Source organism: Methylibium sp. (assembly GCF_035762065.1).
Classification (GTDB): Bacteria; Pseudomonadota; Gammaproteobacteria; order Burkholderiales; family Burkholderiaceae_C; genus Methylibium.
Genome location: NZ_DASTPW010000004.1, coordinates 61259 through 78840, shown reverse-complemented (window position 1 = coordinate 78840; position 17582 = coordinate 61259). Strand labels below are relative to the sequence as shown.

At 69.9% G+C, this 17582-nt stretch carries 16 protein-coding genes; 9 read left to right on the top strand and 7 right to left on the bottom strand.

Annotated elements, in window-relative coordinates; all coding sequences use genetic code 11:
* Positions 1-20: 20 nt before the first annotated feature.
* The 9 genes from aroE to VFR90_RS02285 all read left to right on the top strand — a co-directional run bounded on the left by aroE (position 21) and on the right by VFR90_RS02285 (position 7833).
* Entirely contained in the window at positions 21-908 is an 888-nt protein-coding gene (gene aroE, locus VFR90_RS02325) for a shikimate dehydrogenase (RefSeq protein ID WP_326404360.1), read from the top strand.
* Positions 905-1645 carry a monofunctional biosynthetic peptidoglycan transglycosylase gene (mtgA, locus tag VFR90_RS02320; RefSeq protein ID WP_326404359.1) on the top strand — a complete coding sequence of 247 codons (741 nt, stop codon included), beginning with the start codon at positions 905-907 and terminating at the stop codon, positions 1643-1645. The genes aroE and mtgA overlap by 4 nt, the downstream gene beginning before the upstream one ends.
* 5 nt (positions 1646-1650) lie before the next feature.
* Entirely contained in the window at positions 1651-2271 is a 621-nt protein-coding gene (locus tag VFR90_RS02315) for a hypothetical protein (RefSeq protein ID WP_326404357.1), read from the top strand.
* On the top strand, positions 2261-2806 hold the full coding sequence (locus VFR90_RS02310; protein ID WP_326404356.1) for a TlpA disulfide reductase family protein: 546 nt from the start codon (positions 2261-2263) through the stop codon (positions 2804-2806). The genes VFR90_RS02315 and VFR90_RS02310 overlap by 11 nt, the downstream gene beginning before the upstream one ends.
* A 219-nt stretch (positions 2807-3025) precedes the next feature.
* Positions 3026-3499 carry an acetyl-CoA carboxylase biotin carboxyl carrier protein gene (accB, locus tag VFR90_RS02305; RefSeq protein WP_326404354.1) on the top strand — a complete coding sequence of 158 codons (474 nt, stop codon included), beginning with the start codon at positions 3026-3028 and terminating at the stop codon, positions 3497-3499.
* A gap of 16 nt (positions 3500-3515) precedes the next feature.
* Positions 3516-4865 carry an acetyl-CoA carboxylase biotin carboxylase subunit gene (gene accC / locus VFR90_RS02300; protein WP_326404353.1) on the top strand — a complete coding sequence of 450 codons (1350 nt, stop codon included), beginning with the start codon at positions 3516-3518 and terminating at the stop codon, positions 4863-4865.
* 18 nt (positions 4866-4883) lie between these two features.
* Positions 4884-5786: a 50S ribosomal protein L11 methyltransferase gene (gene prmA, locus VFR90_RS02295; protein WP_326404352.1), complete on the top strand. Its 903-nt coding sequence runs from the start codon at positions 4884-4886 to the stop codon at positions 5784-5786.
* A gap of 67 nt (positions 5787-5853) precedes the next feature.
* Positions 5854-6861 carry a zinc-ribbon and DUF3426 domain-containing protein gene (locus tag VFR90_RS02290; RefSeq protein WP_326404351.1) on the top strand — a complete coding sequence of 336 codons (1008 nt, stop codon included), beginning with the start codon at positions 5854-5856 and terminating at the stop codon, positions 6859-6861.
* 66 nt (positions 6862-6927) lie between these two features.
* On the top strand, positions 6928-7833 hold the full coding sequence (locus VFR90_RS02285; RefSeq protein WP_326404348.1) for a carbohydrate kinase family protein: 906 nt from the start codon (positions 6928-6930) through the stop codon (positions 7831-7833).
* 76 nt (positions 7834-7909) lie between these two features.
* Here VFR90_RS02285 and VFR90_RS02280 read toward each other — a convergent pair whose 3' ends face one another.
* The 7 genes from VFR90_RS02280 to VFR90_RS02250 all read right to left on the bottom strand — a co-directional run bounded on the left by VFR90_RS02280 (position 7910) and on the right by VFR90_RS02250 (position 17572).
* A complete protein-coding gene (locus VFR90_RS02280; protein WP_326404346.1) occupies positions 7910-8359 on the bottom strand; it encodes a histone H1-like DNA-binding protein in 450 nt (149 codons plus the stop codon).
* Positions 8360-8577: 218 nt separating this feature from the next.
* On the bottom strand, positions 8578-9774 hold the full coding sequence (locus tag VFR90_RS02275) for a ribonucleotide-diphosphate reductase subunit beta (protein ID WP_326404345.1): 1197 nt from the start codon (positions 9772-9774) through the stop codon (positions 8578-8580).
* Positions 9775-9932: 158 nt separating this feature from the next.
* Complete coding sequence (locus VFR90_RS02270; RefSeq protein WP_326404343.1) at positions 9933-12800, bottom strand: ribonucleoside-diphosphate reductase subunit alpha; 2868 nt, start codon at positions 12798-12800, stop codon at positions 9933-9935.
* A gap of 351 nt (positions 12801-13151) precedes the next feature.
* On the bottom strand, positions 13152-13862 hold the full coding sequence (gene ampD, locus VFR90_RS02265) for a 1,6-anhydro-N-acetylmuramyl-L-alanine amidase AmpD (RefSeq protein ID WP_326404423.1): 711 nt from the start codon (positions 13860-13862) through the stop codon (positions 13152-13154).
* Complete coding sequence (locus tag VFR90_RS02260) at positions 13825-15459, bottom strand: sigma-54-dependent transcriptional regulator (protein WP_326404341.1); 1635 nt, start codon at positions 15457-15459, stop codon at positions 13825-13827. Before VFR90_RS02260 ends, ampD begins: the two co-directional genes overlap by 38 nt.
* A 21-nt stretch (positions 15460-15480) precedes the next feature.
* Positions 15481-17337, bottom strand: coding sequence for a sensor histidine kinase (locus VFR90_RS02255; RefSeq protein ID WP_326404340.1), 1857 nt, complete (start codon positions 17335-17337; stop codon positions 15481-15483).
* 10 nt (positions 17338-17347) lie between these two features.
* Positions 17348-17572, bottom strand: a complete 225-nt coding sequence (locus VFR90_RS02250) for a PP0621 family protein (RefSeq protein ID WP_326404339.1) — start codon at positions 17570-17572, stop codon at positions 17348-17350.
* Positions 17573-17582: the final 10 nt, after the last annotated feature.

The following is a 17582-nucleotide window of genomic DNA, read 5'->3' as shown; positions in this document are numbered from 1 at the left end:
CCGCAGGCAGCGGCGCAGCGATGAGCCGTGTGCTGCGCGATCGCTACGTCGTCGTCGGCCATCCGGTCGAGCACAGCCGCTCGCCTGCGATCCACGCGCGCTTCGCCGAACTGACCGGCGAAGCCATCCACTACGGCCGGCTGCTGGCGGAGCCGGGCCGATTCGTCGAGACGCTGCAAGGCTTCGCGGCCTCGTCGGCCGAAGGGCTCGGGCCGGCACGCGGCTGCAACATCACCGTGCCGTTCAAATTCGAGGTGCCGGCGCTGGCCGCGCGACTGAGCCCGCGCGCGCGGCTCGCGCAGGCGGCCAACACGCTGCGCTTCGAGCCGGCCGAAGCCGGCGGCTGGCTGGCCGACAACACCGACGGCGCCGGCCTTGTGCGCGACCTGATGCACAACGCCGGCATCGACCTGCGCGGGCGGCGGCTGTTGCTGGTGGGCGCCGGCGGCGCGGCGGCCGGCGCGATGGGGCCGCTGATCGACGCCGGGCTCGAACAGCTCGCGCTGTGCAACCGCTCGATCGACAAGGCCGCAGCGCTGGTCGAGCGGCACGCGCCGCTGGCCGCCCAGCGGGGCGTGGAGCTGGCGGCCTGCGCGCTCGACGCGGCGCCGGGCGGCTTCGACATCGTCGTCAACGCGACCGCGGCGAGCCTTGCCGGCGCCGGCGTGCCGATCGCCGGTCGGGTGCTGCGCGCCGGCGGCGTGGCGCTCGACATGATGTACGGCGCGCCCGCCCGCCCCTTCCTGCAATGGGCACGCGAGCACGGCGCGACGCCGCGCGACGGCCTCGGCATGCTCGTCGAGCAGGCGGCCGAGGCCTTCCTCGTCTGGCGCGGCCTGCGGCCGCCGACCGCCGAGGTGCTGCGCGAGCAACGCCACGCGCTCGACGCGCAGGCGCCGGTGCGATGAGGCGGGTGCTGCGCCTGCTCGGCCTCGTGGCGCTGTGCGCGCTGGCCCTGCAGCTCGCGCTGGTGCTGCGCGTCGGGCTGATGCGCTTCGTCGATCCGCAATCGACGACCTTCCAGCGCAGCGAAATCCTGCGGCTCGCGCGTGAGCGCGGCGAGGTGCCGTGGCTGCAGCAGTGGCGCGACTACGAACACATCGCCGACACCCTCAAGCGCGCGGTGATCGCCTCGGAAGACGCCGGTTTCGCCGACCACGGCGGCATCGACTGGGAAGCGGTCGAGCGCGCCTGGGAACGGAACCAGCGCGCCGAGCAACTCGCGCAGGCGCGCAACGCGCGGCTCGCGCCCGGCCGCGCAGCAAGGCCGGCGCGCATCGTCGGCGGCTCGACGATCACCCAGCAGCTCGCGAAGAACCTGCTGCTCTCGCCCGAGCGCAGCTTCCTGCGCAAGGGCGAGGAGTTCGTGCTGACGCTGGCGCTCGAAGCGCTGCTCGACAAGCGCCGCATCCTCGAGCTCTACCTGAACCACGCCGAGTGGGGCGAAGGCGTGTTCGGCGCGCAGGCCGCCGCGCGCCACTACTTCCGCACCGACGCCGACCGGCTCAGCCCTATGCAGGCCGCGCGCCTCGCGGTGATGCTGCCGGCACCCAAGCGCTTCGAGAAGCGGCCCGGCTCGGCCTACGTCTCGGGCCGCGCCGCAACGATCGTCGCCCGGATGCCGGCCGTCGAATTGCCGTCCTGATTCCGATGAGCACCGATCGACTGCAAGCCGAACTGCTGGTCACCGCCGCGCGGCTGGTGGTGGACGAAGGCCTTGAATACGGGCCGGCGAAGCAGCGCGCGCGCAAGCTGATCGCTCAGCAGGGCGGCATCGACGCGACGCGGCTGCCGCTGCCCGACAACGACGCGCTCGAAGCCGAGGTCTTCGCCCACATCGAGCTGTTCTGCGCGGACACCCAGGCGGGCGAGCTGGCGCAGCTGCGCGAGGTGGCGCTCGTCTGGATGCGCCGGCTCGCGGCCTTCCGGCCGCACCTCAGCGGCGCGGTGTGGCGCGGCACCGCGACGCGCCTCAACGACATCCACCTCGAGCTGTACTGCGACGATCCGAAGGCCGCCGAGCTCGCGTTGATCGACGCCGGTGTTCGCTACGAGGCGGCGAGCCGGCCCGGGCCGCGCGGCGGGCAGCCGGTCGACGTGCTCGGCTTTTCGCTGCCGCACGCGGGCCTCGGGCAGCATGTCGGCGTGCAGCTGACGATCCTCGACCACGACGACCTGCGCGGCGCGCTGCGGGCCGACGCGACGGGCCGCACGCAACGCGGTGACGCCGCGGCGCTGCAGCGACTGATGGAGTCCCACGATGAGCGATGAAGCGAAGCCGGACCGCCGACGCTGGATCTTCGGCGGCGCCGGGCTGGCCGCCCTCGGGGCCGGCGCCTGGCTCGCGACGCTCGGGCGCGAGCCCGGCCCAGCCGCCACCGCAGCCGCGGCCGATGGACTCTGGGCCCGCAGCTTCGAGACGCCGGCCGGCCCGACGCTCGCGATGGCCAGCCTGCGGGGCAAGCCGCTGCTGATCAACTTCTGGGCGACCTGGTGTGCGCCATGCGTGCGCGAGATGCCGGCAATCGATCGCTTCTACCGCGATCACGCCGGCAAGGGCGTGCAAGTGCTCGGGCTCGCGATCGACGCGCCGACGCCCGTGCGCGAATTCCTGCAGAAGGTGAAGGTCGGCTTTCCGATCGGGCTGGCCGGTCTCGAAGGCACCGAACTCGTTCGGGAGTTGGGCAACGAGCGCGGCGGCCTGCCCTTCAGCCTGCTGCTCGATGCGAACGGCAAGGTGGTGCAACGCAAGCTCGGGGAGACCAGCTACGACGAACTTGCCCTCTGGGCCGGCGCGCTCGGCTGAGCATGGCCGGCCAGTGCCGCGATAGTGGCGGGCGGCACAAGGTTTGCGCTTAAAGTCGCGCCTCCGTCCGGCGATCTGCCGGCAAATTCAAGCATCTGAGCGGCATCTCGTCGAGCGCGAGCGGCCGATCTCGCCGGCTCGCGAGCCGTGCCGGCGCGACGACGATGCACGACGGCGCCCACGCGCCTCGCGAAAAGAGCACCGCTGGAGAGAGCACGCATGGACCTGCGCAAACTGAAGACGCTGATCGACCTGGTGTCGGAGTCGAACGTGTCGGAGCTGGAGATCACCGAGGCCGAGGGCAAGGTGAGGATCGTCAAGAGTGCGCCGGTCGTCATGGCGCCACAGGCCGCCGCGCTGCCGGCGATGACGATCGCGGCGCCGGTGCCTGCCGCAGCTGCAGCCGCAGGCGGCCCGGCGTCGCAACCGGCCCCGCCAGCCGCGCCCGAGGCGCCGGCGGGCCACACGGTGAAGTCACCGATGGTCGGCACCTTCTACCGCTCGGCGAGCCCGGGCTCGAAGGCTTTCGTCGAAGTGGGCGCCGAGGTGAAGGAAGGCGAGCCGATCTGCATCATCGAAGCGATGAAGATCATGAACGAGATCGAGGCCGACAAGTCCGGCACGATCGCGAAGATCCTCTGCGAGAACGGCCAGGCGGTGGAGTTCGGGCAGCCCTTGTTCCTGATCGAGTGACACCGGGCTGCCGAGCATGTTCAAGAAGATCCTGATCGCCAACCGCGGCGAGATCGCCCTGCGGATCCAGCGCGCCTGCCGCGAACTCGGCGTGCGCGCCGTCATCGTCTATTCGGAGGCCGACCGCGACGCCAAGTACGTGCGGCTCGCCGACGAGGCGGTGTGCATCGGCCCGCCGGCTTCGGCGCAGAGCTACCTGAGCATGCCGGCGATCATCGCGGCGGCCGAGGTGACCGACGCCGAGGCGATCCACCCCGGCTACGGCTTTCTCTCTGAAAACGCCGACTTCGCCGAGCGGGTGCAGCAAAGCGGCTTCACGTTCATCGGGCCGACGCCGGAGTCGATCCGCGTCATGGGCGACAAGGTCTCGGCGAAGGCCGCGATGGTGCGCTCCGGCGTGCCGACCGTGCCGGGTGCCGAGGGCGCGCTGCCCGACGACCCGAAGGAGATCGTGCGCCAGGCGCGCGCGATCGGCTACCCGGTGATCATCAAGGCGGCAGGCGGCGGTGGCGGGCGCGGCATGCGCGTCGTGCACACCGAGGCTGCGCTGCTCAACGCGGTGCAGACGACCCGCGCCGAAGCCGGCGCGGCCTTCGGCAACCCGTCCGTCTACATGGAGAAGTTCCTCGAGAACCCGAGGCACATCGAGATCCAGGTGCTGGCCGACCAGCACAAGAACGCGGTCTGGCTGGGCGAGCGCGACTGCTCGATGCAGCGCCGCCACCAGAAGATCATCGAAGAGGCGCCCGCGCCCGGCATCCCGCGGCGCACGATCGAGCGCATCGGCGAACGCTGCGTGGCGGCCTGCAAGAAGATCGGCTACCGCGGCGCCGGCACCTTCGAGTTCCTCTACGAGAACGGCGAGTTCTATTTCATCGAGATGAACACGCGCGTGCAGGTCGAGCACCCGGTGACCGAGCTGGTGACCGGCGTGGATATCGTGCAGATGCAGATCCGCGTCGCCGCCGGCGAGAAGCTGCCGTTCACGCAGCGGCAGATCGAGCTGCGCGGCCATGCGATCGAGTGCCGCATCAATGCCGAGGACCCGTACAAGTTCACGCCGTCGCCGGGGCGTATCACCACCTGGCATCCGCCGGGCGGGCCGGGCGTGCGGGTCGACTCGCATGCCTACAGCAACTACTTCGTGCCGCCCAACTACGACTCGATGATCGGCAAGATCATCGTGCAGGGCGACAACCGCGAGCACGCGCTCGCGCGCATGCGCACCGCGCTGCTCGAGACGGTGGTCGAGGGCATCTCGACGAACATTCCGCTGCATCGCGAGCTGATGGTCGACGCGAAGTTCGTCGAGGGCGGCACCAGCATCCACTACCTTGAAGGTTGGATGGCGCAACGCAAGCGTTGAGTCGCCCGGGCGTCCGCGATGCATGAACTGGTGCTGCACGCCGACGAAGCCGGCGTCGAGGCGATCGGCGACGAGCTGATCGAACTCGGTGCGCTCAGCGTCTCGGTCGAAGACGCCGAAGCCGACACGCCGGCCGAGCGCGCGATCTACGGCGAGCCGGGCCTGCCGGCGCCGCGGGAAGGCTGGCAGCGCTCGATCCTGCGCGCGCTGTTCGGCGACGAGCCGGCGGCGACGCGCGCTGTGACGCGGCTGCTCGCGCAAGGCGAGCCGGGCCGCGTCCGGGTCGCCTCGCTGCATGCGGTCGACGAGCAGGACTGGGTGCGACTGACGCAGAGCCAGTTCGCGCCGGTCGAGATCACGCCGAGCTTCTGGATCGTGCCGAGCTGGCATGCGCCGCCGGCCGGCGCCGCGCAGGTCATCCGGCTGGACCCGGGCCTTGCCTTCGGCACCGGCACGCATCCGACGACGCGGATGTGCCTGCGCTGGACCGCGCGGCAGGCCGAACGCCTGCGTGGCGCGCGCGTGCTCGACTACGGCTGCGGCTCCGGCATCCTCGCGATCGGTGCCGCGCGTTTCGGCGCCGCGGCGATCGATGCGATCGACATCGACCCGGCCGCGTTCGCCTCGGCCGAAGCGAACGCGAAGGCCAACGGCGTCGAGCTGCGCGCAGGTTCGCCCGAGTCGATCGGCGCGCCGGCAGCGGGCTACGGCGTCGTGTTCGCGAACATCCTCGCCTCGCCCTTGAAGCTGCTCGCGCCCTTGCTGGCCGCCCATGTCGCGCCGGGCGGCGCGCTGGTGCTTGCGGGCATCCTCGAGCGGCAGGCCGACGAACTGCGTGCTGCCTATGCGTCGCATCTGGCGATCGACGTCGTCGACAGCGAGGACGGCTGGATCCTGATGACCGGCCGCCGAGCCGCATGAACACAGGCTTCGCGGCACCTGGACGAAGGCGGCGCAGGGCAGGCCCGATGGCATCATCGCGGCCACGATGAGCCTCGCGACCCGTTGCGTCCACTGCGGCACGATCTTTCGCGTCGTGCAGGACCAGTTGAAGATCAGCGAAGGCTGGGTGCGCTGCGGCCGCTGCCAGGAGGTCTTCAGCGCGCTCGAAGGCCTGTTCGACCTGGAGCGCGAAGCGCCGCCGCAGCGCGTCGAGAAGCCGAGCGCGACCGAGGTGGCCGCACAGGGCGTCGCCGATTTCGTCGCGACCCACCATCCTCAGCCGAGCGATTTCTCCGGCGACTTCCCGCGCGGGGCCGAGGCCGATGCGGCGGCCGCGTCGCAGCCGCCGATCGTCGACGAGTCGATGCTGCCGCCCGACGCGGCGCGCGACGACGAGCACATCGAGCTCGACCTCGAGCGCGCACGCCGGCCGCTGCGCGAAGAGCTGCCGGCAGGCCCGCTCGCAAACGAACTGCGCAGCGAGGCCGAGGAAGACGCCGCGGTGGCAGCGACTTCGAGCTTCCTCGGCACCGACGATCCGCCGGCACCGACGCGCTGGGACCGGCCGCGCATGCGCGCCGGGCTCGCGGTCGGGGCCGTCGCACTGGTCGGCGTGCTGCTCGTGCAGGTCGCACTGCAGTTCCGGGACGTGTTCGCGGCGCAGTGGCCTGAATCGCGCGGCGCGATCGAGGCGCTTTGCGAAGTCGTCGGCTGCAGGATCGAACCGATGCGCCGGCTCGCGGCGGTGAGCGTCGAGGCGAGCGGGCTTACCCAGGTGCAGAACGCAGAGGCGTATCGGCTGGCGGTCACGCTGCACAACCACTCCGCCTTCGAAGTGGCGGTGCCCTCGATCGACCTGAGCCTCACCGACGGCGGCGGCGGACTGGTGTCGCGCCGGGCGCTGGCGCCGTCGGACTTCAGCGCGTCGCCGGCGCTCGCGAGCGTCGGCAGCAGCCGCGTGCTGGCGCCGGGTGCCGAGGTGCAGCTGCAGGCGCTGTTGAGCTCGCGCGCCGCGCGCATCACGGGCTACAACGTCGAGCTTTTCTATCCCTGAGGCGGCGCGACGGCGCGCGCCCGTGCGCCGCTTCGTGCCGCCGTGTCTTCACTCCCGGAGTCCTTCATGCCAGCGCTCGTCTGCGGTTCGCTCGCCTTCGACACGATCACGACCTTTCCCGGCCGCTTCGCGCAGCAGATCCTCGCGGACCAGCTGCATATCCTCAACGTGTCCTTCCTCGTGCCGACCCTCAAGCGCGAGTTCGGCGGCTGCGCCGGCAACATCGCCTACACGCTGAAGGCCTTGGGCGGCGAGCCGATCGTGCTGGCCGCGCTGGGCAACGACGGCGACGACTACCTGAAGCGCCTGCAAGGCTGGCAGCTCGACACGAGCCTGGTCGCGCGCACCGCCGAGACCTACACCGCGCAGGCGATCATCATCACCGACCAGGACAACAACCAGATCACCGCCTTCCACCCCGGCGCAATGCAGCTCGCGCACCGCACCGCGGTGCCGACCGATCGCGCACTGGCGCTGGCGATCGTCGCGCCCGACGGCCGCGACGCGATGCTGGAGCATGCGGCGCAATTGCAGCGCGCCGGCATCCCCTTCGTCTTCGATCCGGGTCAGGGGCTGCCGATGTTCGACGGCGCCGAGCTGCGCCGCTTCGTCGAGCAGGCGACCTGGCTCGCGCTCAACGACTACGAGGCAAAGATGCTGTGCGATCGCACGGGGCTGGACCTGCCGACGCTGTCGCGTTCCCAGCTGCGCGGCATCGTCGTGACGCTCGGCGCCGAGGGCTGCGACGTCTGGGAACAAGGCGTCGCGAAGCGCGTGCCGGGCGTGCCGGCTGCCGCGGTCGTCGACCCTACCGGCTGCGGCGACGCTTTTCGCGGCGCGCTGCTCTACGGCCTGGAGCGCGGCTGGCCGCTCGAGCGTTGCGCAGCGCTGGGCAACAGGGTCGGTGCCATCAAGATCGCAAGCGCCGGGCCGCAGAACCATCTGATCGATCGCGCCATGCTCGATCTCTGAAATTCGCGCCCACGGGCGCCGAGCAAACGAAAAAAAGCCCGGCCGAAGCCGGGCTTCATTTCGTCGGCGACGAAGCTCAGGGCTTGTTGCCCGTCGGGAAGGGCCACGCCGCCTGGGGGCTCAGCGTGGTCTTCGCGGCCGGCGCTGCAGGAGCGGCCGAGGCCGCCGGCGCGGCGGCCTTCTTCGCAGGCGCCTTCTTGGCCGCCTTCTTCGCAGGGGCCTTCTTCGCAGCCTTCTTCGCAGGGGCCTTCTTCGCAGCCTTCTTGGCGGCCTTCTTCGCAGGCGCCTTCTTGGCCGCCTTCTTGGCGACCTTCTTCGCTGCGACCTTCTTGGCAGGCGCCTTCTTCGCGGCCTTCTTCGCGACCTTCTTGGCTGCGGCCTTCTTCGCCGGCGCCTTCTTGGCGGCGACCTTCTTGGCCGGCGCCTTCTTGGCGGCCATCTTCTTCGCCGGAGCCTTCTTCGCGACCTTCTTCGCCGCCTTCTTCGCCGGGGCCTTCTTGGCCGCAGCCTTCTTCGCAGTTGCCATCACGTTCTCCTTGATCAAGTTGCAAAGACACCGCGACGCTCGAGCGTTGCGGCGATCCACCGCCCGCATTTGCCTTGGAGAGGCGCAGCGGTACGGTGAATGGGTTCGTGGGCTCTTGCGCTCGGCTCTTTGGTCGAAGTCACCGCACCCACTGATCTTGATTCTTGGATCCCGCGAGCCGACGCTTCGGCACGCAGGGGTCTCGCTTCACTCCAGGTTCAGTCCCAGGACAGCGCGCCGCCCGACTGGTATTCGGTGACGCGGCCTTCGAAGAAATTCGTTTCCTTCTTCAGATCGATCATTTCGCTCATCCATGGGAACGGGTTTTCCTCGTTCGGGAAGAGCGCTTCCAGGCCGATCTGCGTCGCGCGGCGGTTCGCGATGTAGCGCAGGTAACCCTTGAACATGCTCGCGTTCAAGCCGAGCACGCCGCGCGGCATCGTGTCTTCGGCGTAGCGGTATTCGAGCTCGACGGCTTTCAGGAACAGCGCCTTGATCTCGGCCTTGAACGCCGGGGTCCAGAGGTCCGGGTTTTCGAGCTTCAGCTGGTTGATCAGGTCGATGCCGAAATTGCAGTGCATCGACTCGTCGCGCAGGATGTACTGGTACTGCGTCGAAGCGCCGGTCATCTTGTTCTGGCGGCCGAGCGCGAGGATCTGAGTGAAGCCGACGTAGAAGAACAGGCCTTCCATCAGGCAGGCAAAGACGATCAGGCTCTTGAGCAGCGTCTGGTCGGCTTCGGGCGTGCCGGTCTTGAAGTTCGGATCCATGATCGCCTCGATGAAGGGGATCAGGAACTCGTCCTTGTCGCGGATCGACGCGACCTCGTGATAGGCGTTGAAGATCTCGCTTTCGTCGATGCCGAGCGACTCGACGATGTACTGGTACGCGTGCGTGTGGATCGCTTCCTCGAACGCCTGGCGCAGCAGGAACTGGCGGCATTCGGGCGCGGTGATGTGCCGGTAGGTGCCGAGCACGATGTTGTTCGCGGCGAGCGAATCGGCGGTGACGAAGAAGCCGAGGTTGCGCTTGATGATGCGGCGCTCGTCTTCGGACAAGCCGTTCGGATCCTTCCAGGTGGCGATGTCGCGCGACATGCTCACCTCTTGCGGCATCCAGTGATTCGCGCAGGTGGCGAGGTACTTCTCCCACGCCCACTTGTACTTGAACGGCACCAGCTGATTGACGTCGGTCTGGCCGTTGATGATGCGTTTGTCGGCGACGTTGACACGGCGCGTGTTCGCGGCTTGCGTCGCTGTTTGCGTCACCGCCGCATTCGACGCCAGGGTGGCATCGAGAACACTCGAAGAAGGCGCGGTGGACTCGACGATCACCCGTGCATCGCGCAGCGACGAAGGCAGAGGTTGATGCGTCGAGATCGGTGCAGAGCGGGTTTCTTCTTCCCAGACCAGCATGGTGTGCGTCCTACGAAAAGAATTATCCAAGTGTTGTGTTCAAACACCAAGCACTTGTTGACACGAGAGCAGCGCGCTTGTTGTCGTCGTGCATCGAACGCGCGTCGCGAAAGACGCTTCGATGCGATGCGCGATGACGCCCATCGCGCATCGATGCGTCACTGACAGGCCTCGCAAGTCGGGTCGTCGATCGAGCAGAACTTCACGTCGGTCGCCGCCGCTTCCAGCACCGGCGCGTCGCTTCGCGGTGCGTGGCCCACCGCGTTGAGCTGGCCAGTCTTCACCGTCGACTTCTCGGCGTGCGTCGCGCCGATCGTGCGCAGGTAGTACGTGGTCTTCAGGCCGCGCTGCCATGCGAGCTTGTAGGTCTCGTCGAGCTTCTTGCCCGAGGCGCCGGCCATGTAGATGTTCAGGCTCTGCGCCTGGTCGATCCACTTCTGCCGCCGTGCCGCAGCCTCGACCAACCACACCGGCTCGACCTCGAAGGCCGTCGCGTACAGGTTCTTCAGATCGGCTGGCACGCGGTCGATGCGTTGCAGCGAGCCGTCGAAGTGCTTGAGGTCGATGACCATCACGTCGTCCCACAAGCCCAGCTTCTTGAGATCGCGCACCAGGTATTCGTTGATCACCGTGAAGTCGCCCGACAGGTTGTTCTTCACCGACAGGTTGGAAAACGAGGGCTCGATCGATGCATCGACGCCGATGATGTTGGAGATGGTCGCCGTCGGGGCGATCGCCACGCAGTTGGAGTTGCGCATGCCGTGGCTGGCAATCCGCGTGCGCAGCGCGTCCCAGTCGAGCGTCGTCGAGCGATCCACATCGACATGGCCGCCACGCTCCTTGGCCAGGAGGTCGAGCGAGTCGATCGGCAGCACACCGCGGTCCCACAGCGAACCCTTGTAGCTGGAGTAACGCCCGCGCTCTTCGGCCAGCTCGGTCGAAGCCCAGTAGGCGTGGTAGCAGACAGCCTCCATCGAACGATCGGCGTAGTCGATCGCCTCCTGGGACGCATAAGGGATGCGCAGCTGGTACAGCGAATCCTGGAAACCCATCACCCCGAGGCCGACCGGCCGGTGGCGCAGGTTCGAATCGCGCGCCTTCTTGACCGCGTAGTAGTTGATGTCGATCACGTTGTCGAGCATGCGCATCGCGGTGGCGATGGTCTTCTTCAGCTTGGCGTGATCGATCTCGCCGTCTTTCAGGTGCTGCGCGAGATTCACCGAACCGAGGTTGCACACCGCGATCTCGCCGCCGTTGGTGTTCAGCGTGATCTCGGTGCACAGGTTCGAGCTGTGCACGACGCCGACGTGCTGCTGCGGCGAACGCACGTTGCAGGCGTCCTTGAAGGTGATCCAGGGATGCCCGGTCTCGAACAGCATCGAGAGCATCTTGCGCCACAGGTCCTTCGCCTGCACCGTCTTGTGCAGCTTGAGCTCGCCGCGCGCGGCCTTGGCCTCGTAGGCGGTGTAGGCCTGCTCGAAGGCGGCGCCGAACTTGTCGTGCAGGTCGGGGCAGTTGGAAGGCGAGAACAGGGTCCAGGTGCCGCCTTCGAGCACGCGCTTCATGAACAGGTCGGGAATCCAGTTCGCCGTGTTCATGTCGTGGGTGCGCCGCCGGTCGTCGCCGGTGTTCTTGCGCAGCTCGAGGAACTCCTCGATGTCGAGGTGCCAGGTCTCCAGGTAGGCGCACACGGCGCCCTTGCGCTTGCCGCCCTGGTTGACCGCGACCGCGGTGTCGTTGACGACCTTGAGGAAGGGCACGACGCCCTGGCTCTCGCCGTTGGTGCCCTTGATGTGCGAGCCGAGCGCGCGCACCGGGGTCCAGTCGTTGCCGAGGCCGCCGGCGAACTTGCTCAGCAGCGCGTTTTCCTTGATCGCCTCGTAGATGCCGTCCAGGTCGTCGGCCACCGTGGTCAGGTAGCAGCTCGACAGCTGCGAGCGGCGCGTGCCCGCGTTGAACAGCGTCGGCGTGCTCGACATGAAGTCGAAGGTCGACAGCACCTCGTAGAACTCGATCGCGCGCGCCTCGCGATCGACCTCGTTCAGCGCCAGCCCCATGGCGACGCGCATGAAGAAGGCCTGCGGCAGCTCGATGCGCGCCTTGCGCACGTGCAGGAAGTAGCGGTCGTACAGCGTCTGCAGCCCGAGGTAGTCGAACTGCAGGTCGCGGTCGGCGCGCAAGGCCTCGCCGAGCTTGCGCAGGTCGTACTGCAAGAGCCTTTCGTCGAGCAGCTCGGCCTCGACGCCCTGCTTGACGAAGCCCGGGAAGTAGTCGGCATAGCGCTCGTGCATGCGGCCGTGCACGACTTCTTCGCCCAGCACCTCCTTGCGGATCGTGTGCAGCAGAAGCCGCGCGGTCGCGCGCGTGTAGGCCGGGTCCTTTTCGATCAGCGTGCGCGCCGCGAGGATCGCGGCCTTGTAGACCTCGTCGATCGGCACGCCGTCGTAGAGGTTGCGCTGCGTCTCGGCGAGGATGGGCTCGGGCTTCACCTCGCTGCCGAGTTCGGCGCAGGCCGACTCGATCAGCGTGCGCAGGCCCGCCATGTCCAGCGGCAGGCGCCGACCGCCGTCGGTCACGTGCAGCGCCGACTCGGCGGGTGCCTGCACCTGCGCCTGCTTGCCGCGTTCCTGCGCGCGGCGTTCGCGGTAGAGCACGTAGGCGCGCGCCACTTCGTGGTGGCCGCCGCGCATCAGGCCGAGTTCGACCGCGTCCTGGATGTCCTCGATGTGGAAGCTGCCGCCGCCCGGACGCGAGCGCAGCAGCGCACGCACGACCGCTTCGGTCAGGCCGTCGACCGTTTCGCGCACGCTCGCCGAGGCCGCGCCCTGCGTGCCGTGCACTGCGAGGAAGGCCTTCATCAGCGCGACCGCGATCTTGTGCGGCTCGAACGCGACGACCGCGCCGTTGCGGCGAATGATCTGGTAGCCGGCGTAGGCCGAATTCACGGCGCGTTCGACGGCCGGGTGGGCGGCCGACGCGGCAGCAAGGTTCGCAGCGGGAGCGGTGGAGCGGGCGACGGTTTCCATCGGGGCGGGCCTTTCTTGATCGAGGAGCGGCCAGGGCCGGGCAGCGGCGAGCCTGGGCGAAGAAGGAACGAGACGGCGTCGAAAAAAGTCTCGAGCGAAGTCGTGGGGAGCGCTTGAGGGGTTGGAGTGATCGGCGGCTTCGAGGGCCTTCGCGGCCCCCCTTGCGAGCCGGCGACCGCGCGACGCGCGGGCACTAAATGTAGCGCCATGACCCCCGCCTGAACACTAGCGATAGTGTATCGAGCCCGCTGGCTCGATCGTTCGGTCGCGCGCATTTGCGCACGATGAACGCGCGTTCGCGCGCGTGCAGCGCGCATGGCGCCTCGACGAGATCGCGCGAAGCCGCATGCCTCAAGGCATGCGGCAGGATCGCGCGCCGCCAGCGCGCGTCAAGCCTCGATCGTCGCGGCGTGCGGCGCGCGGCGCGGCACTGCGATCGTCGAGCACGGCCTCGGGAAACCACGCACGCGGCCAGCGCGTGCGGCGCTGCAACGCGAGCCAGTCGAAGCCCGCGCCGGGATCGGCTTTGCGGCCCGGCGCGACGTGCTCGTGGCCCGCGATGCCGCGCAGCCGCGGATGCTCGCGCCGCAAGGCCGCGAGCAGTCCGATCAAGCGCTCGTCCTGCGCGGCTTCGAAGCGCCCGCCTTCGAGCCCCTCGAGCTCGATGCCGATCGAGTAGTCGTTGCAGTTCCCGCGGCCGCGCCACGACGACGCGCCGGCATGCCAGGCCCGCTCGCGCGTCGAGACGAACTGCAGCAGCTCGCCGTCGCGCCGCACGACGAAGTGCGAGGACACGCGCAAGCCGCGCAGCTGCTCGAAGTACGGATGGGCGGCGTGATCGAGCGTGTTGGCGAACAGCCGCTCGATCGCGTCGCCGCCGTACTCGCCGGGCGGCAGGCTGATCGAGTGCAGCACCACCAGCTCGACCGCCGCGCCCGCGGGCCGCGCGCCGAAGTTGGGCGAGTCGATGCGGCGCGCCGCGGACCACCAGCCGCCGCGCCAGGCGCCGGCCGCGTTCGCCGGCTCAACGGCCGAAATCGCCCGAGATCGTGCGTTGCGCATCGTCGCCGTCGTCATGCGCATTGCCGGCCACCACGACGCCCAGCCGCGCCATGCGGTAGCGCATCTGCCGCAGCGACAGCCCGAGGCTCGCGCCCGCCGCGGTGCGGTTGTTGCGATGGCGTTCGAGCGCGCGCACGAGGATGTCGCGCTCGACGCCGTCGAGATGCGCCGCCAGGTCGCTCGGCAAGCTCGGTGCCGCGGACGGCGGCGCGAGGTCGAGCGAGATGCGCTCGATCGCCGCCGGCTCGCGCGGCGCGGCTTCCGTCTCCTTGCGCTGCGTCTGGCCGGCGCGCTCGGCGACCCGCTCGTCGCGCAGGCTGTTGTCGCCGAAGGCGGACTCGGGCAGGTCGAGATCGGAGACGTCGATCTCCTGGCCGTCGCTCATCGCGACCGCGCGGTGCAGCAGGTTCTCCAGCTCGCGCACGTTGCCGCCGAACGGGTAGCGCAGCAGGTAGCCGAGCGCCTCGCGGGTGAGCCGCGGCGGCGGGCGGATCCCCGATTCGGCCGCGATGCGTTCGAGCACCCGCTCGCAAATCAACGGCAGGTCCTCGAGCCGGTCGCGCAGCGGCGGCACCTTGATCTGGATGACGTTGAGCCGGTAGTAGAGGTCCTGCCGGAAGCGGCCGCTCTGCACGTCGGCGGCGAGGTTCTTGTGCGTCGCGCTGATGATGCGAACGTCCAGCGGCAGTTCGTTGGTGGCGCCGACCGCGCGCACCGAGCGCTCCTGGATCGAGCGCAGCAGCTTGCTCTGCATCGACAGCGGCAGGTCGCCGATCTCGTCGAGGAAGAGCGTGCCGCCGCGCGCGGCCTGGAAGAAGCCGTCGCGATCTTCGTTGGCGCCGGTGAACGCACCCTTGCGGTAGCCGAAGAATTCGGCTTCGAGCAGCTGCTCCGGGATCGCGCCGCAGTTGACGGCGATGAAGGGCTGCCCGGCGCGCACGCTCACGTCGTGGATCGCGCGCGCGACCAGCTCCTTGCCGGTGCCGGACTCGCCGTGCACCAGCACCGGCGCCATGCTGCGGCCGACCTTCTCGATCAGCGCGCGCACCTGCTGCATCGCCTGCGAGGCGCCCGCCATCCGGGCGAGTGCGCGCGAGCCGACGCCGGTGGTGACGGCCGGCACGCGCGCCGCCACGGGTGCCGCGACCGTCGGCCGCGCGGCTTTCGCCGGCGCGTGTTCGGAGGGCAGCTGCTCCGGCTGCACCAGCCGCTGCTGCGGCGCGACGCGCCCGAGCGCCGACGCGACGACGCTGCGGAACACCTTCAGGTCGACCGGCTTGGTGAGGTAGTCGTAGGCGCCCGCCTTCAGCGCTTCGACCGCGCTTTCCGCCGAGCCGTAGGCGGTGATGACGATGGTCTTCTCGCGCCGGCCCTGCTGCTCGAGCCGATGTAGCAGGTCGAGCCCGCTGCCGTCGGGCAGGCGCATGTCGGTGATCACCGCGCTGAAGCTGCGCGCGGCGAGCAGCTCCCAGGCCTCTTCGACGCTGCCGGCGGTCTCCAGCTCGTAGCCCTCGCGCAGCAGCGTCAGCTCGTAGAGCGCACGCAGGTCGGGTTCGTCGTCGATGACGAGCAGGCTGAAATGCGAGGCGGCGTTCATGCGCGAGGACGGTGGCGCGGTTCAGTGAGGTCCGGCAGCGACGGCGGCGCGCCGCATCGAGACGGTGAACACGTTGCGATGCCGCTCGCCCGCACGCCGCGCGCCGTGTTCAATGCTCGCGCCATAGCGCTCGCAGAGCTCGCGGCAAATGTACAGGCCGAGCCCGGTGCCGCGGCTGCGGGTCGAGAAGAAGGGCTCGAACAGATGGCGCTCGACCTCCGGGCCGATCGGCTCGCCGTCGCTCGCCACTTCAAGCGTCGCTCGCTGGTCGGCGCCGGCCTCCAGTCGCACGCGCACCGCACCCGCCGTGCGGCTGCCGTGGCGCAGGCCGTTGTCGAGAAGGTTCACCAGCACGCGGCGCAGGTGCTCGGGGTCGAACAGCGCCTCGAGCGGCTCGGCGGGCAGCTGCAGATCGAGCGGGCTGTCGGCCGTCGGCAGCTTGACGGTGCGGGCCCATTCGGCGGCGATGGTCGCGACCTGCGCGGTCGCGTCGATGGTCACCGGCTGCGGCGCGACGCCGGGCGCGAGCTCCATCACGTCGTCGACGATGCGCTTCAGGCGCTGCGCGTTCTCGCTCACCATCCGCGTGAGCCGCTCCTGCTGCGGCGTCGCGACGTCTTCGGCGAGCAGGTCGTTGGCCTGCATGATGGCCGCGAGCGGGTTGCGGATCTCGTGCGCGATGCCGACCGAAACGCGCCCCATCGCCGCGAGCTTCTCCTGCCGCAGCCGCGCCTGCACGATGCGCAGGTCTTCCATGAACAGCACGCAGTAGTCCTCGGGTGCGCCGCTGGCCGCGCGGCGGGTGAAGCGCACGCGCAGCCGCAGCGAACGCGGCCCCTGCGCGGCGTCGTTCGCGTCGGCGCGGCCCAGCACCACGTCGCGGCCCGCTTCGGGCCAGTGGCCGTCGGCGAAGGCGCGATCGACCGCACGCACCAGCGGCTCCCAGGCCGGCTTGCCGGTGAGCGCGAGGCTCTCCGGCTCGGCGCTCGCCGGGCGCGCCGGCTCGCCGAGGAGGCCGCGCGCCGCCGGGTTCGCGGCGCGCACGCGGCCCCGGCGATCGACCACCATGACGCCGTCCTGCATCTCCTCGAGCACGAGCCGGTTGAGCTGCGCCTGCCGGCGCGCGAGTTCCATGCTGCCGCGCGCGCTCAGCTCCTCGCGCGCGAGCCGGCCCGAAAGCTCGCCGGCGAGCAGGCTCACGACGAACAGGCCGAGCGCCGCGAGCCCGGCCTGCGTGAAGGCGACCGCGCCGTCGCCGCTCGCGCCCATCGCGAGGCCGGCCGAGGCGAGGATCACCAGCGCGCTCGCCGCGGCGACGCCCAGGGCCTGCGGTCGCGGCGTCAGCACGCTCGCGGTCATCACCGGCAGCACCAGCAGCGCCGAATAGTTGAGCCCCCCGGCTCCGGCATTGACGAACTGCAGGATCGAGAAGATCAGCAGATCGACGCCGACGGTGGCCAGCCACTGCGGGCGGCTCAGCCGCATCGACGGCGCGCGCAGGGGCGTGTCGTCGGGCCGGCGCCACCAGCTCGCGAGTGCGGCCATCGCGTAGAGCGAACACAGCGCGAGCATCAGTTCCCGCTGCGGACGGGAACCGAACCAGGTGACCATCAATTCGGTGCCGAGCAGCGCGATGCCCAGCAGCGCGCGGGCGGCGAGGAAGGCGCGCAGCAGCCGGGCGAAGCCGGTTTCCTGGCGGTCGCTGGCGCGGCGCATCGGATGCCCGGGCCACCTGGCGTCGTCCGCGGCATGCCCGGGCTCGTGGCGCGGCGGCCGGGCGCTGCCCAGTTCGAGCGTCGACTCGCCGAGGTCGAGCGCGCCGAACCAGGACTTCGCGCCCTCGGGCGCGGCGGCTTCGCGCTTCAGGCCGGCGGCCATCGATCGAGGCTCAGTCGCCGTCGGCGAGCCGGTGGGCGTCGCTGCAGTAGAGGGCCTCGACGCCGGCGACCGCTTCGCGCCGGGGCAGATGCACGCCGCAGTGCGCGCAGGAAATCATCGGCTCGACGCGCGGCGCGGCCGACGGGCCGGCGTCGCGTCCCGGCAGCGAGCGGCGCGAGCTCTTCAGCCACCAGAGCAAGGCGACGACGAGCAGCAGCACCAGCAGCCACTTCATCGACGGACTC